General features: G+C 40.0%; 14 protein-coding genes. 7 read left to right on the plus strand and 7 right to left on the minus strand.

All coding sequences use genetic code 11. The features are described from left to right. Positions 1–415: 415 nt before the first annotated feature. The gene (locus MUB24_RS16205) at positions 416–1240 is read right to left on the minus strand and encodes an aldo/keto reductase (RefSeq protein ID WP_244705893.1); all 825 of its coding nucleotides are present in this window, start codon (positions 1238–1240) and stop codon (positions 416–418) included. Positions 1241–1746: 506 nt separating this feature from the next. Between MUB24_RS16205 and MUB24_RS16210 the strand changes: the two genes are divergently transcribed. Then, entirely contained in the window at positions 1747–2574 is an 828-nt protein-coding gene (locus MUB24_RS16210; protein ID WP_244705895.1) for a squalene/phytoene synthase family protein, read from the plus strand. Between the two features lie 222 nt (positions 2575–2796). Continuing rightward, positions 2797–3549 carry a polysaccharide deacetylase family protein gene (locus MUB24_RS16215; protein WP_244705897.1) on the plus strand — a complete coding sequence of 251 codons (753 nt, stop codon included), beginning with the start codon at positions 2797–2799 and terminating at the stop codon, positions 3547–3549. A gap of 220 nt (positions 3550–3769) precedes the next feature. On the opposite strand, the gene MUB24_RS16220 is transcribed toward MUB24_RS16215, so the two are convergent. Next, positions 3770–4453 carry a Type 1 glutamine amidotransferase-like domain-containing protein gene (locus tag MUB24_RS16220; protein ID WP_244705899.1) on the minus strand — a complete coding sequence of 228 codons (684 nt, stop codon included), beginning with the start codon at positions 4451–4453 and terminating at the stop codon, positions 3770–3772. 339 nt (positions 4454–4792) lie between these two features. On the opposite strand from MUB24_RS16220, the gene MUB24_RS16225 reads away from it, so the two are divergent. Together MUB24_RS16225 and MUB24_RS16230 are read left to right on the plus strand one after the other, a co-directional pair. Beyond that, positions 4793–5344 carry a GNAT family N-acetyltransferase gene (locus MUB24_RS16225; RefSeq protein WP_244705901.1) on the plus strand — a complete coding sequence of 184 codons (552 nt, stop codon included), beginning with the start codon at positions 4793–4795 and terminating at the stop codon, positions 5342–5344. A 41-nt stretch (positions 5345–5385) separates the two neighbouring features. After that, positions 5386–6558: an MFS transporter gene (locus MUB24_RS16230; protein ID WP_244705903.1), complete on the plus strand. Its 1173-nt coding sequence runs from the start codon at positions 5386–5388 to the stop codon at positions 6556–6558. Between the two features lie 67 nt (positions 6559–6625). Here the strand turns inward: MUB24_RS16230 and MUB24_RS16235 are convergent, their stop codons facing one another. From MUB24_RS16235 to MUB24_RS16245, 3 genes are all read right to left on the minus strand, one after another. Continuing rightward, positions 6626–6826, minus strand: coding sequence for a GNAT family N-acetyltransferase (locus MUB24_RS16235; protein WP_244705905.1), 201 nt, complete (start codon positions 6824–6826; stop codon positions 6626–6628). Positions 6827–6846: 20 nt separating this feature from the next. Beyond that, complete coding sequence (locus MUB24_RS16240; RefSeq protein ID WP_244705907.1) at positions 6847–7455, minus strand: histidine phosphatase family protein; 609 nt, start codon at positions 7453–7455, stop codon at positions 6847–6849. A gap of 63 nt (positions 7456–7518) precedes the next feature. Further along, positions 7519–7968, minus strand: coding sequence for an HIT family protein (locus MUB24_RS16245; RefSeq protein WP_244705908.1), 450 nt, complete (start codon positions 7966–7968; stop codon positions 7519–7521). A 691-nt stretch (positions 7969–8659) separates the two neighbouring features. Here MUB24_RS16245 and MUB24_RS16250 point away from each other — a divergent pair. The 3 genes from MUB24_RS16250 (at position 8660) to MUB24_RS16260 (ending at position 12280) form a co-directional block, all read left to right on the plus strand. Further along, on the plus strand, positions 8660–9643 hold the full coding sequence (locus tag MUB24_RS16250) for an ABC transporter substrate-binding protein (protein ID WP_244705910.1): 984 nt from the start codon (positions 8660–8662) through the stop codon (positions 9641–9643). Positions 9644–9724: 81 nt separating this feature from the next. Then, the gene (locus tag MUB24_RS16255) at positions 9725–11206 is read left to right on the plus strand and encodes a sugar ABC transporter ATP-binding protein (RefSeq protein WP_244705912.1); all 1482 of its coding nucleotides are present in this window, start codon (positions 9725–9727) and stop codon (positions 11204–11206) included. A gap of 30 nt (positions 11207–11236) precedes the next feature. After that, positions 11237–12280, plus strand: coding sequence for an ABC transporter permease (locus MUB24_RS16260; protein WP_244705913.1), 1044 nt, complete (start codon positions 11237–11239; stop codon positions 12278–12280). A 210-nt stretch (positions 12281–12490) separates the two neighbouring features. Here MUB24_RS16260 and pheA read toward each other — a convergent pair whose 3' ends face one another. Then, on the minus strand, positions 12491–13315 hold the full coding sequence (gene pheA / locus MUB24_RS16265) for a prephenate dehydratase (protein ID WP_244705925.1): 825 nt from the start codon (positions 13313–13315) through the stop codon (positions 12491–12493). A 345-nt stretch (positions 13316–13660) separates the two neighbouring features. Further along, positions 13661–14590, minus strand: a complete 930-nt coding sequence (locus tag MUB24_RS16270) for a manganese-dependent inorganic pyrophosphatase (protein WP_244705915.1) — start codon at positions 14588–14590, stop codon at positions 13661–13663. Positions 14591–14800: the final 210 nt, after the last annotated feature.

The following is a 14800-nucleotide window of genomic DNA, read 5'->3' on the forward strand; positions in this document are numbered from 1 at the left end:
ATTTCTGTATTTATTCTTATTGCAGCCTATAGCTGACTATGTAACAGATTGGATAAAAAACAAACAGCTCATTTATTCCCATGATCAATATAAAAATACTTCCTTCATTTTCCTTCTACTTTATGAATGTCCTTAAATCACACTCAAATAAAGATCCAGTGAATTTTCTACTTCGTTTGCAACTAACTGGACCCTCTCAAAGCCGGTTATTCCTAATACTTTGTCCAATTCACGCTTCATTGTGTTTATATATTTTACTATACAGGTTATGATAAAGCGAAACCTCAATTAGTGGAATTTCCCCCGTCCCTCCTTCGGAATAAAATTACACATCTTTCCGCTAAACCTTCCCCTCAGCAAATCATTTTACACGAAAAATCCTCCATACTATAAAAGTACGGAGGACCCATTTGTCTCATCTATTATTCATTTCATTTGGATCGGAATTATGGCGTTCATTGCGATCTAAGGAGGCAATTTTCTCCATGTCCGCATTCGTTAGTGTAAAATCAAACACATCTAAATTTTCTTTCATACGTGAAGGAGTCACTGTTTTCGGAATAACCATCACATCTGTTTGCAAATGCCAGCGAAGAATGACTTGGGCTGGGGTTTTTCCGTATTGTTCGGCTATTTCTTTAATCACAGGATCCTCGATCACTTTCGTTCCATTCATAAGTGGACTATATGCCTCTAGATAGATGCCGTTTTCTTTACAGAATTGCTTAAGTTCCTTCTGTTGCAAATAAGGATGGCACTCTACCTGATTGACTGCCGGTACCACTTCACACTCATCCATAATCCGCTGCAGGTGCTCAATTTCGAAGTTACAAACACCAATCGCCTTGGCACGGCCATCTTTATAAAGCTTTTCTAATGCTTTATAGGTCTCCACATACATATCATACTTAGGTGTTGGCCAATGAATTAAATAGAGATCGACATAATCAAGACCCAATTTTTCAAGACTCTCATCCATCGCTTTTAATGTCGTTTCATACCCGTGATCACTATTCCATACTTTCGTTGTAATAAAGAGCTCCTCACGAGATAAATGGCTTTTAGCAAGAGCTTTTCCCACACCGACTTCATTTCCATAAATTTTGGCTGTATCAATTAAACGATAGCCTGTTTCAAGAGCTTTTCCAACAGCATTTTCTGCTTCCTCATTTGGAACTTTCCATACACCATAGCCTAATTGTGGCGAACGAATCCCATTATTCAATGTTATGTAGTCCATGAAATCGCTTCCTCTCTCTAATAGTATATCATTAGTCTATCACAGGCTTAAGAAGGTTTAAATTATTTTGACTATAACATCGTCATTTGTATCTTTCGTTTAGATGCGTTCCAACTCATCTAAAAAGCTCCTTTGATTTATTTTCGAGTAAATTAGACAAGTGAAAATGGTTACATAATTTTAGGGGATATGTATTATCATAAATATCCACCTTTTTTCCTATTAATCAAACGTTTGATTAAATCTTTGACCAACTGAATTCAAAAGAACTAAAACTAAAATAAATAGTGATACATGATTTATCAACCTAAACTCAGTTTCCACTATTTAAATATGATATCATTTCCAATTTACGGAAAAGGTTTTTACCTAGCAAGTCTCCTATAGAATCGTGTATGATAGATGTAAGTATAACATTCGTTCTAAAATATCTTATAGAATTTAGAATCTCCGTAAATTCGTAAATGATTACATTCTAATGACTAGATAGTGAAGGAGGAAACTCATTGAGTTATGGAACTACTTTACAAAAAGAAGCCATGCATATCCTAAAATTAACAAGTAGGACCTTCTACATTCCGATTAAATTGCTGAATCCAGTATTACGGGAAACTGTAGGATCCGCCTATTTATGCATGCGTGCAATTGATGAAATTGAAGATCACGAGTCCTTGCCGTCTGATATAAAACAATATTTGCTTCGTTCAACTAGCAAGCTCTTACAGACAGGCTTTGATCCCCAAGCTTATCGACAACTTCTAAAGCCCTATGAAAACCTTTTACCTGAAGTAACCTTAAGGCTTCATGACTGGCTTCACGTCTGTCCAGCCGGTATTATCGACAAAGTGAAAGAATCAACAAGTATGATGGCCGATGGGATGGCAAAGTGGGTAGAGCAGGAATGGTTTGTCCAAACAAAAGAGGATTTAGATGATTATACCTACTATGTAGCAGGTTTAGTAGGTGTGATGCTTTCTGATATATGGGAATGGTATGATGGAACAAAAACAAATCGGGAATTAGCGATTGGCTATGGACGGGGCCTGCAAGCTGTGAATATGCTGCGAAATCAAGAAGAAGATGCGGAACGCGGTGTACATTTTATTCCCAATGGTTGGAAACGAAGGGATATGTTCGAATATGCGTCGATCCACTTGAACATGGCCGATGAATATATCGAGTCTATTGATACAAAAAATATCCTGTTGTTTTGCAAAATCCCGCTCGCCCTTGCCAAAAAGACCCTGAAGGCATTAAACAGTGGCAAGGAAAAAATGGGACGTTCTGAAGTGGAGTCCACTGTGAAGGAGATATTAAACGAAAAAAATATGTAGGGAAAAGTCGCCATATGACTGCTTTTCCCTACCTGCAAACCGTGAAAAACGACAGCCTGTTACTTCATTTCCTATATCCATGTGTGTTGCGATCCACCCAACCATGTCCAAAAGTTACTTTAAAATAACAAAAAGCCTATCATTTCGTTTCGGGACGAATTTGTGAATAGGTTAACCGTTACAACATAAAATAAGGTTTAGACAACGAGGGAGGGGATCGCTATGCTTTTTGGCCGGCTCTTAAAGGCTTGCCTGATATCGATGTTATGTGTGGGTTTGTTTACTCCTTTTGTATTCGTACAGGCTTCTACCTACCCATTACAAACGAAATACCCAGACATTATGATTTATAAGGCGAATACAAAACAAAAAGTGATTGCCTTAACGTTTGATGATGGACCTGACCGGCGTTTTACACCACAGGTTTTGGATGTTTTAAACAAGCATCGAGTAAAAGCAACCTTTTTCTTACTTGGAACCCGTGTTCATGAATACCCAGATGTGGCAAAAAGAATACACAATGAGGGGCATGTCCTAGGAAATCATACGTATTGGCATCCACAACTCACAAACTCCAGTGTCAATAACATGCTTTGGGAGATCGAAAAAAATGAAAAAGAAATCAAGTCAGCAACCAATTTTGAAACGAAATTATTTCGCGCTCCTTATGGAGCATTAAATGATAATTTGGTGAAGGAATTAGGTGAACTTGGCTATCTTGGTGTGGGTTGGTCTATTGATACGGAGGATTGGAAAAGTTTATCGTCTAAGGAAATAAAACAAAACATTCTTAATAACGTCCATCCAGGGGCAATCATTCTAATGCATAGTGCCGGGCATTGGACACAAGATCTTTCAGGAACAGCAAAAGCTTTAGATGAAATCATTCCGTATTTAAAAAAACAGGGTTACGAATTTTTAACCATTCCGGAAATTTTTAAGTATAACATGCATGCTCCTGAAGAAATGAAGTAATAAACCGCAACAATCGGACAGGGTTACGTCTTCAACCTCACCTTTTGTTAAGACACCATAAGGAGTAAAAGTGTCTCTTTTGGATTTAAACAATAAACATCGAAAAGAGGTTTTTCAAAAGTTCTGTGAACGAATGAGAAACCTCTTCGTTTTTTTACAGAATTTCCCTGCATTACGACATTGAATACTTCAGCGGTATGTTTTCTTTAAAAGCCTCCATTTAGCCTAAAAATTCTGTTTCCAGTTCGGTCTCACCATCCAAGGAAACACGATAGGCCTTTGCACTAGGCCGAGAACTGACAATTCTTTTTAAGTCTTGCCCAACATAATGAAGAGCCACACCATCGTCCGCAGCGATACCTGGCTTTATTTGTTTTGAGGTCACCAGCTTTTGATATGTAGGTCTTCGATCTGCTTCCCCATCATAATGAGGACAATGGCTTCCTGATAAAAATCCTAAGCAAGATAATGGCTCAAGCCCACTCCCATAAGAGTCTGTCAAACCTTCTTCAAACCAACAAATCGATCCAGCACTGATTCCAGCAAGGATAATCCCTTGCTTCCATGCCTTTCTCAAGATCTTATCAAGGCTCCATTCTCTCCACAGAGCCAACAAATTCTTTGTATTTCCTCCACCTACATAGAGAATGTCTTTGTCTAAAAGAAAGCTTTCTAAATCTCTTGTTGGTGGATTAAAAAGCGATAAATGGGATGGTTGACAAGCTAGATTTTCAAAAAAATCATAGTAACGCGCAATATAGGAATCACTATCCCCACTAGCTGTAGGAAGAAAACAAATTTTCGGATTGGTTTTCCCGGATTGATGGAGAATATAAGAATCTAACAATGGATTGTCTGGTTCCATCGAGAAACCTCCTCCACCAAGAGCAATAATTTGACCCATACACTCACTCCCTATTGGAAATATGTTGGTTACATATTTCGATTATTTCCGGGGAAATTCCTGCATTTTTTGGAAGAAACAAGAGTTATATAGAATAAGGTGACGGAAATCCTTTTAATCCGTTATGGGGATCACTTGATTTTACATTGATGGAAATAAAGAAGTAGAAATTTTTTAAAACGAAGTTTCTAAATATTGCGGATCGCGCTATAATGAAAAACATGAATAGTGAAAGGAATGATAAAGATGAAATCATTACAGAATAACGTGATTGGAAGGTAGATTCTCGAATTCTCTTTTCAATCATCTTAGAAAAAATACGATGAAAAGAGGAAATATATGTATAGCGATGCGGAATTAACAATTAGACCTATAAGAGAAACAGATTTAGAACGCCTTTGGGAACTTATTTATAAGGATGAGCAGCCTGAATGGAAAAGATGGGATGCCCCTTATTTCCCGCATAACCCAATGACATATGACGTCTTTTTACCAATAGGTGAAATGTGGGTGAAGTGCGATAATTATTGGATAATAGAAGTAGAAGGAATTGTGCGTGGTATTATTTCCTACTATTGGGAGCATGAGCCTTCTCAATGGCTGGAGATGGGAATCGTTTTTCACGAAGCAACTTCTTGGGGGAAAGGGCTAGGGACTAGAGCAATGAAGCTATGGATTAACCATTTATTTTCCACAATGCCTCTTGTACGTGTTGGTTTTACAACCTGGTCCGGCAACAAACGCATGATACGTGTAGGAGAAAAGCTTGGTATGCAGATGGAAGCCCGCATCCGCAAAGTCCGCTATTATAACGGACAATATTATGACTCCATTCGGATGGGTCTCTTAAGGGAAGAGTGGGAAAGTCAACCTGCTTTTTTAGTGGACTGATTTCGCCTTTTCCATTACTAACAAACGGCAGGGGTGTGGCTGTGAAATCATCTAGAAAAATATTATTTTATGTTGTGACGATGATGTATTGGTTTTCCATGTATACGTATGTACCCATTCTCTCGCCTTATGTGGAGCATCTTGGTGGTTCTGTTTTTATGATCGGTTTGGTCGTGGGGAGTTATGGGTTTACGCAGATGCTTGTACGCATTCCCTTGGGAATCTGGTCAGATCGAATTGGAAAGCGCAAGCTGTTTATTTTTGCCGGAATCGCTTGTGCGGTCTTAAGTAGCTTAGGGCTAGCGTTCTCGACCAATGTGTGGGCGTTTTTCGGCTTTCGTTCCCTTGCAGGTGTGGCAGCGGCAAGCTGGGTAGCCTTTACCGTTTTATTTGCGAGCTATTTTGAATCCGATGAAGCACCGAAAGCAATGGGGATTATTAGCTTTTATACAAGTATCGGGCAAATGACCGCCACTACGATTGGCGGATTTTTAGCCGATTATATTAGTTGGAGTGCCCCTTTTTATATGGGGGCTATCGTTGGACTACTCGGTTTACTCCTTGCCTTGAAACTTGTTGAAAAACCAGCCGATGTGAAAAAGAAGCCTGTTGAAGTGAAGGAACTTCTAAAAATGGGAGGAGAAAAATTATTATTGTCTGTCTCCTTATTGGCTATTGTTGTACAGTGTATTACATTCACAACGATGTTTGGTTTTACCCCTTTACATGCTGCTAGTCTAGGAGCATCGAATGCAGATCTAAGTATATTAACCTTGCTGTCTACCTTGCCCAATGCGATTGCAGGCTATATGAGTGGAAGTTTTTTTGTCAAAAGATTTGGGGAAAGATACACAATTTTGTTAGGATTTTTAGCCGCTGCGATCTGTACCATTCTCCTTCCTTTTACAAATAGCTTGATTTTATTGATCCTTACACAAGCCGTTAATGGCTTTGCCCAAGGATTGATGATGCCTGTATTAATGGGACTGGCAATTCAATCTGTCAATGAAGAAAGAAGGGCTTCAGCTATGGGTTTTTTTCAGGCCCTGTATTCCTTAGGAATGTTCGGTGGCCCTTTTATTGCAGGCTGGATTGGAGAATTTGTTGGCCTTTCGGGTGGATTTATTGTGATTGGTGCGCTTAGTTTGGTGGGGGCTATTTTAGCTTATCTTTGGATGCCAAATAGCAAATTAAAGCAAGGATTGGGGCATTGATTTTTAAAAAAATATGGTTGGTAGTTAGGAAGATTACCAGCCATATTTTATAATCAGATTAATTTTCTTATGTCCTCTCCCACTCTTGCTCTAAAATACTATAAAGATACGAATCACGCCATTCATCTTTTATTAACAAATGTTCGCGTATTCTTCCTCCCTTGATCATGCCAACTTTCTCTAGAACTCTAGCTGAACCAATATTCCTCTGATCACAGGTAGCATAAATCCGATGTAGCTTTAACTCTCCAAAACCAAAACCTATCAATGATCGGGCAACATCTATCGCTATTTTGTTCCCTTCCTTTCTTTGTTTGTATTATTGTATTGTGAAAGATGCATCACTTGATTATAATCTTGAATTTCCCATTGATTTTCCCTGAGGTGAAGATTGCTTATACAGGCATTGAATAACTTTGACTTTCCCGATCCGATTTTACCGTTTGAGAAATTGGTTAAAATGGCATTGATCACCGCTCCATGTGCAACAAGAATGATTTTTTGATTGGGGTATTCTTCATGAACTCGTTGAATGCCTTCTATAACTCGTCGATTAAAGGAGGTTCGGTCTTCTTGATTCGGGATATCCCCATCTGGAAAGCTTGCTAGCCTTTCCTCCTTTGTCATCCCTTCTGCATCCCCAAAGCTCCGCTCAACAAACTCCGCCATTTCTATGATCGGGAGTTGTAATGACATATTGATGATCTCCGCTGTTTGTTTGGCTCTTTTCATGGGACTCGTCACGATCCTATCCCAGTGTGAACGAGCAAAGTATTGACCGCATTCTCTTGCTTGTTGTTTTCCTGTTGCATTGAGTGGAATATCTGTCCTACCTTGCAGTTTTCCCGCTGCATTCCAATCCGTTTCACCATGTCTCACTAAACAGATTCTACTCATTTTTTATCCCTCCAGACAATCAGCTTGATTGGATCCATCGGTCTCCCTCAGCGCTCTTTCATCCTAAATCAATTTATTTAATTCAGTCGATAAACGATTCTTTAATTCTGCTAGTTCTTCATCATTCGGTTTAACATTTTCAGAATACATTTTATTCTTCGGTGTCCACCATACGGGGTGGGTAGGATTAGGCTCATCCGAACTTCGTGGAAATATATGCCAGTGCATATGTGCATCTCCATTCCCCAAAAGTTCATAATTTAATTTTATTGGGTTGAATGCCCTATAGACCGCCTCTGAAACTTTACTCATTTCAACAAGGAATTTTCTCTTATATTCGGACTCCAATTCATGCAATTCCTTTCGGTGTGCTTTACACAAAAATAATGTGTAACCCTTGAAATATTGATGGTCCCCGATTACAACATATCCTGTTTCAAGTTCAGTTACAAAATATTTGTTCGTACCTTCCTTTATCATCTCGATACGACTACAAATCAAACAATCACCCATCTAATCTACCTCCGTTTTCAAAAGAGTTCACTGTTAAACAGACTTTCCGTGTCCACGGTATATTCATAGGCCTCTGCAAGCTGATTAAACGCAGCTTGCATTTGCTTTTTCATAAGTCACCTCAATGAATTGAATTGATCTTTTTAATTCTAGTGGTATTCCTGCCGTATGATTAAAGGGCTTAAGTGAACATTCAGATACACGACTACCCAAAATCACAAAACAATGATCATATTGATTTACATGAACGGTCTCCCCATCACCTTTTTCTAAAAATACCTCTCATTCTTATTTCGCCAATAGAAGAGCGATTTCCTTTTCACCCGATAAAATATTGAGCCAATGGTCAGCTATTTGCCCTTAATCGTTACCAATTTATAAGGTTCCTTGGCTTTTTAGTCATTATTCAGGAGGAGTATGAATCTGAGTGGCGCTCAGTTGTTTTGTATTTCGATAGGTAATTCAAAGTGCTAAAGGCAATCTTTTTTCCATATATTGAACAAGAGAAGAATAAGATCATGCTATTACCTTCTATTTTATACATCTATTGTATCCGCAGCTTATTTTTAATGCGGAACTAGGTAAATTTCAAGACATTCTCAGAGCTTCAAAAATAAAAGTCGCGTTCTTTGTTTACGGAGTTTTCAATTCCATTTTCAAATAAATAATTTGCTTACAAGGGGGTATTGTCATGAGAAAAGTTTTAAATGCCTTTGTAATACTGGTATTGATCTTGATGCCACTTCTTAGCGCATGTGGTGCGGACACAAAGGTAAATAATGGTGGGAATGATACGGGCGATGATTCAGGGAAAGGTAAGCACAAAATTGGAATCCTTGCGCCGGCTGTGACACATGGATGGGTTGCTGCGGTTGCATACCATGCAGAAGCTCGTGCTAAGGAACTTTCTAATGAGATCGAGTACCAGATTCAAACAAGCTCTAATGCCGAAGAAATGACTTCACAATTAGATGATTTGATCACATGGGGAGCAGAAGCCATTGTCGCATTCCCACAGTGGGAGGGAATGGAACTCCCCATCCAAAGAGCACTCGATGCTGATATTGAGGTTGTCAACTTTGATATTGAAATCGGTGTGGAAGGGGTCCACCGCGTTTCTGGAGATAACGAAGACATGGGGGTTCAAGGGGCCAAATACATTGTAGACAAGATTGGGAAAGAAGGAAATGTTGTGATGTTGGAAGTTCCTTCTTCGGGTTCCGTTTCTGAGTTAAGAAAGAAAGGCTTCGTTGAGACCATGGAAGAAATCGCCCCCAATATGAACATTACCACGTATGCTACAAAGTTTACACGAGAAGATGGTTTAAAGGATTTTGCTGATATTTTAACAAGTAACGATAAGATTGACGCCGTTTACTCTATGGATGATGAAACATCTATCGGTGTCCTGCAAGCGATCAGTGAAGCCGGAAGAACGGATATTAAGGTCGTCACTGGTGGAGGTGGTATGCAGGAATACTTTAAAATGATGCCAGAAAATGAAAAGATCTGGATTCAGTCCGCGCTATACAGTCCAATTATGGTGCAAGATGCTGTAGATGTAGCCCTGAAACTTTTAAATGGTGACGACGTTGAAGCGGTTAAGGTGATTCCCACAACTGTTGTGGATAGAGAAAATTATGAGGAGTTCCTTGACGAAAATTCACCGTATTAATTTTGGTCATTTTCTATAGAGAATGAGGGATTATGGCATTGCCATGGTCTCTTCTTTCAATAATTGTCTGGAAGTGATGTCATGATCATAGAGATGAAGAACATCAGGAAATCCTTTGGAAGCAATGATGTACTTAAGGATATATCGTTTACACTTAAGGGCGGTGAAATTTGCGCCTTACTGGGTGAAAATGGTGCAGGAAAATCAACTCTTATGAATATTTTAGGAGGCGTCCTCCCAATGGATTCGGGTTCACTCCACATAGATGGGAAGCAAATGGCATTCAGCACTCCAGCAGAGTCACAAGCAGCAGGAATTGCCTTCATTCATCAGGAGCTAAATTTGATCAACGATTTACCAATCTATGAAAATATGTTCCTAGGGAGGGAACTGAAAACCAAAACAGGAAGCTTGGACTTAGCTAAAATGTACAAAGAAACGGAAGCGATATTTAAGGAAATGAACGTGAATCTAGATCCTGGAATGTATGTACGCGATTTAGATACTTCTTACAAACAAATCGTTGAAATTTGCCGAGCGTTGATGACGAAAGCATCGATTATCATTATGGATGAGCCCACTACTTCCTTAACAGATCAGGAAATTAAACGCGTTTTTGCGATGATGAAAATGTTAAAAGATCAGAATGTCGGAATTATTTTTATTTCCCACAAGTTAAATGAAGTGCTTGAGGTTTGTACCCGATATGTCGTCCTTCGTGATGGCAATCTGGTGGCAGAAGGGAATGTCAGTGAAGTAACAACAAACGATCTCGCGCGCTTCATGGTCGGCTTTGATGTGAGAACAGAACCTTTAGTAAGGGAGAAAAAACTAGGGCCTGAGGTGTTACGAGTGGAGGGATTTACATCCAACCAAACGTTTAGGGATATTCACTTTTCTATCAAAGCCGGAGAAATTGTTGGAGTGACCGGTCTTCTTGGTGATGGACGCAGTGAACTCTTTCAATCGATTTTCGGTGCAAAAAAAAGGATATCTGGAAAAATATATGTAAACGGAAAAAAAGCTACATTTAAGAATACGACACAGGTAATCAAGGAAGGGATTGCCTATCTTCCAAATAATAGAAAAGAAAATGCGATCATTAAGGATATGAATATCATCGAGAATGCATCCATTGCCACTTGGCCAAGATTTTCCAAAAGAGGGGTAATAAACGAAAGGAAACATCAGGAAATTTTTGCAAAACAACGGAAGGCATTAAGTTTAAAGATGGGAGAGCTTACCGACAGCATTACAAGTCTTTCTGGTGGGAACCAACAAAAGGTGGTACTTGCTAAGTGGTTAGCGGCGGACCCCAAAGTGCTTATCTTAGATAATCCTACCCAAGGTGTGGATGTAGGAGCGAAAGAAGACATTTATGATATCATTTTAAAACTTGCCGATGAAAACATTGCGATTATCGTACTTTCCAGTGAAGCGCCTGAAATTATTCGTGTATGTGATCGTGCTATTGTTATGTATCATGGGGTTATTCAAGGAGAGGTTGCTGGAGAAGCAATGAATGAGCATAACATAATGAATCTTGCTACGGGTGGGCAATGAACACCTAAGTGAGGGAAAGGAAAGCCAATGATGGATCATACCAACATAAATAATAGATATTTTTTTAGATGGTTTTTAAATAAATGGTCAAATGAACCACTGTTTAGCACAGCGGTTGCACTTATCATTATGATTATATTACAAACTTTCGTTTTGGGATTTGATTATGATTCATTTGGTCATTGGTTTCAATCTTGGATCAATAACTGGATTAACATTTTAAGAAATAATGCGGGTACCGGAATTATTGCTTTAGGCATGACCTTTGTCATTATGACAGGAGGCATTGATTTAGCAGTAGGGTCTACTTTGGTCGCTACTGGTGCATTCTCCATGGTCCTTCTTGACAGTGGTACCAACGGAATCTTAGGCAAATTAGGATTATTAGGAGTTCCCGCATTTGTGGTTACAATTCTTTTCGTTTTGCTTTTTGGATATTTGCTTGGTTTGCTTATAGGCGTATCCGTTACAAAAGGGAATGTGCCCCCATTCATCGCTACATTAGGTGCGATGATGATCTTTAGAAGTGTGACACAACACTTCATGCAAGGCTATAATCCCAAGCTGCCAATGGAATTTTTACAAATTGCCAGTTTTAAGATTGGAAATTATATGATCATGCCGATTATTTATTGGCTGGTCATCGCCTATATTCTATACTACGTATCCAAGCGAACGACCTTTGGCAGACAAATTATTGCTGTTGGATCAAATGAAAAAGCGGCAAAACTATCTGGTGTACATGTGAATAAAGTGAAGCTCCGTGTGTACGCTCTTATGGGGATTCTCGTTTCCATTGCCGCCATCATCCAGGTTTCGCGAATTGGATCGATGGATTTTTCTAATGCCGGGAGAGGGTTGGAAATGGACGCCATTGCCGCAGCTGTTGTGGGTGGCACTAGTATGATGGGTGGTAGAGGTTTCATCCTCGGAACCGTGTTCGGGATGTTAATCATCGCAGTTATGAATAATCTCTTAAACTTGTTTGGGGTACCGCCTTTCTTAAGAGAAGCATTTAAAGGCTTCATTGTGATTGGAGCTGTGCTTTTGCAGAGAAAGGAAAAAACGTCTTAAGGAAAAAATGTGTTGGATGATTAGCGGTTCATTAAAACGGTCACATAATCCTTTTCAAAATGACCGTTCGGTGCATCAACACCTGGACGGTCATCGCAATAAGGTCGCTTCAAAGGTGAACGGCAAATGAGAGAGTGGTCAGCAATTCCTTTGAAAAGTTCAGCAATCCTACTCCGAAAATTCAGCCATACCTGCCGTCTCCAATATTATTTATAAATCCTTCTTCATATAGCTGCCTAAGGTCCGAACATCATATCCATAGGTTTCCAAAATCGTCTTTGCTTTCTGTAATTGGGTGTCTTCCACTCCAGCGGCGGTTTCAATAAAAAATCGATAGGTGCCAAGTCTTTTCTTCGTTGGACGGGATTCAATCCAAGTTAAGTTAATACCTAGGGAAGAAAAGACATTTAAAATAATCGCCAATAATCCGGGACGGTCCTCTGTCGGTGTCACCAAAAGCATGGATTTTGCACCTTTTGCCGTGCGTTCAACAGGCGCTTTCCTAATAATCACAAATCTTGTGGAATTACAGGCATTATCATGGATATCCGGTTGAATAACCTCTAGACCAAATGTTTTCCCTGCCCATTCTGAAGCTATCGCCCCCGCATCCATTTTCCCTTCCTTTTGAATCGCTTCCGCAGCCGCTGCTGTACTGCTATAATGCTTCGTTTCTGCCTTTAGATTTCTTGTAAACATCCGACATTGAGCAAGAGCAGGTGGAATCGACCAAACTTCCTTTATGTCTTCAAGCTTTGCCCCTGGATTCCCCAACAATTGCAATCGAATAGGAAGAACGGCCTCTCCCTCAATCCACAAATCATGGTGAATAAGCCCATCCGTCGTCATGGTAATGGTGCCTTCAAGCGCATTTTCAATTGGAACAATGCCCTTGTCCACCCTACCTTCATCCACCGCTTCCAATACATCCAAAATCGTACTACACATAATCGATTCAACGCCGTCCTCTGTAAAATAACGGGTGGCCGCTTCTTCTGAAAAAGTTCCTTTAGGTCCTAGATACGCGATTCTCACAGTCAACAAACTCCTTCTATTTATCCAATTAAGAAAAGCGCAAGGCGCCTTGCTCATTGACGTACAGATTTAAAATAAAGGATGAGATGAGGATGAACGGCTAAATTCGCGCCGTCCTGGCGCAACGCCGTTCTGACTCACATCCTGTGAGCCTAAATTCGCGCCGTCCTGGCGCAACGCCGTTCTGACTCACATCCTGTGAGCCTCAGTACGTGCTGTCCTGGCGGCAGGCTCAAAACGCAACGTCCTGTTGCTTCGCCTGCACTAGTACATCCTGTACGTCGTGGCGCTGTTCCGACCAATGTCCTAAAATTCGGGTCGTGCCAGGCACTCTCATTACTTTCATTATTTTGTTAAAGCTGCTGTTAGTGGTGGTACAATTTGTTTTTTCCGAGAAACAACGCCCTTTAATACGGCTTTTCGTTGATCTAATTGAACATTGAAGGCTTGTTCGACCGAGTTCGCTGCTTGTCCCACCGCAATGGCTGTGGAATCATTGGTTAAAATATCGGTGACAACAAAGAGGAATAAATCTAACCCTTTATCATCCACCACACGATTCAAGGCGGCTTCAATTTCCTCCTTACGAGCAAGCACCTCTTCGACCCCAACAGCATTCACTTGTGCAATTTCCACTTTTGCATTGCCCATAGTAAATTCTTTGGCGTCTAGGGCAATCAGCTCATCCGTAGATTTTCCGCTCACATCGGCTCCTGCCTTTAGCATCTCCATTCCATAGCCTTCTGGATCCACACCGGCAATAGTAGCCAATTCTTTTGCTGCTGCTATATCCTCTTCCGTACACGTTGGGGACTGGAATAGTAAGGAATCAGAAATAATTGCCGAAAGCATTAAGCCTGCCATCTTCCGATCAATCTCCAGCCCTTTTTCATGATAGATTTTTTTCAAAATCGTGGCCGTACATCCAACGGGCTCTGCTCGGAAATAAAGGGGATCGCTTGTTTCAAAATTGGCAATGCGGTGATGGTCGATAACTTCGGTAATTTTCACCTTTTCAATGTCACTCGCACTTTGTTGCCGTTCATTATGGTCCACCAAAATCACTTCGTTCGCTTCGTCAGCAACCGCCTCTACGAAACGTGGGGCTTCTATTTGAAAATAATCCAAAGCAAATTGAGTTTCCCCATTGATATCACCTAAACGAACAGGCTCTACCTCGAACCCTAATCTCGTTTTCACATCTGCGTAAACCAATGCCGAACAAATTGTATCTGTATCCGGGTTTTTATGACCAAAAATTAAAGTTTTTCCCATTTTAGACTCTCCTTGCTATATAATATGTATGATTTCATTTTACCATATGAAGAGATGTTTGAAAGAAAGAATGATTTTTTTTACAATTAATCGGTACTGTCAAAAGTTCTATGAAAACTCACGCTTAAAAGTAGCTCCAAGTCTGAATTGTAGTGGTAGCCGCCGCAATCGCTCTTGACAAACACGCCAATGGTTTGTTTTTAGGTTAAC

The sequence above is a fragment of the Lederbergia sp. NSJ-179 genome, assembly GCF_022867885.1.
Classification (GTDB): Bacteria; Bacillota; Bacilli; order Bacillales; family Bacillaceae_C; genus Lederbergia.

What these genes read in the sequence shown, in the direction of transcription:
- MUB24_RS16205 (WP_244705893.1), bottom strand. Translation starts at nt 1,240, where the DNA reads ATGGACTACATAACATTGAATAATGGGATTCGTTCGCCACAATTAGGC.
- MUB24_RS16215 (WP_244705897.1), top strand. Translation starts at nt 2,797, where the DNA reads ATGCTTTTTGGCCGGCTCTTAAAGGCTTGCCTGATATCGATGTTATGT.
- MUB24_RS16220 (WP_244705899.1), bottom strand. Translation starts at nt 4,453, where the DNA reads ATGGGTCAAATTATTGCTCTTGGTGGAGGAGGTTTCTCGATGGAACCA.
- MUB24_RS16225 (WP_244705901.1), top strand. Translation starts at nt 4,793, where the DNA reads ATGTATAGCGATGCGGAATTAACAATTAGACCTATAAGAGAAACAGAT.
- MUB24_RS16240 (WP_244705907.1), bottom strand. Translation starts at nt 7,455, where the DNA reads ATGAGTAGAATCTGTTTAGTGAGACATGGTGAAACGGATTGGAATGCA.
- MUB24_RS16245 (WP_244705908.1), bottom strand. Translation starts at nt 7,968, where the DNA reads ATGGGTGATTGTTTGATTTGTAGTCGTATCGAGATGATAAAGGAAGGT.
- MUB24_RS16250 (WP_244705910.1), top strand. Translation starts at nt 8,660, where the DNA reads ATGAGAAAAGTTTTAAATGCCTTTGTAATACTGGTATTGATCTTGATG.
- MUB24_RS16255 (WP_244705912.1), top strand. Translation starts at nt 9,725, where the DNA reads ATGATCATAGAGATGAAGAACATCAGGAAATCCTTTGGAAGCAATGAT.
- MUB24_RS16260 (WP_244705913.1), top strand. Translation starts at nt 11,237, where the DNA reads ATGGATCATACCAACATAAATAATAGATATTTTTTTAGATGGTTTTTA.
- MUB24_RS16270 (WP_244705915.1), bottom strand. Translation starts at nt 14,590, where the DNA reads ATGGGAAAAACTTTAATTTTTGGTCATAAAAACCCGGATACAGATACA.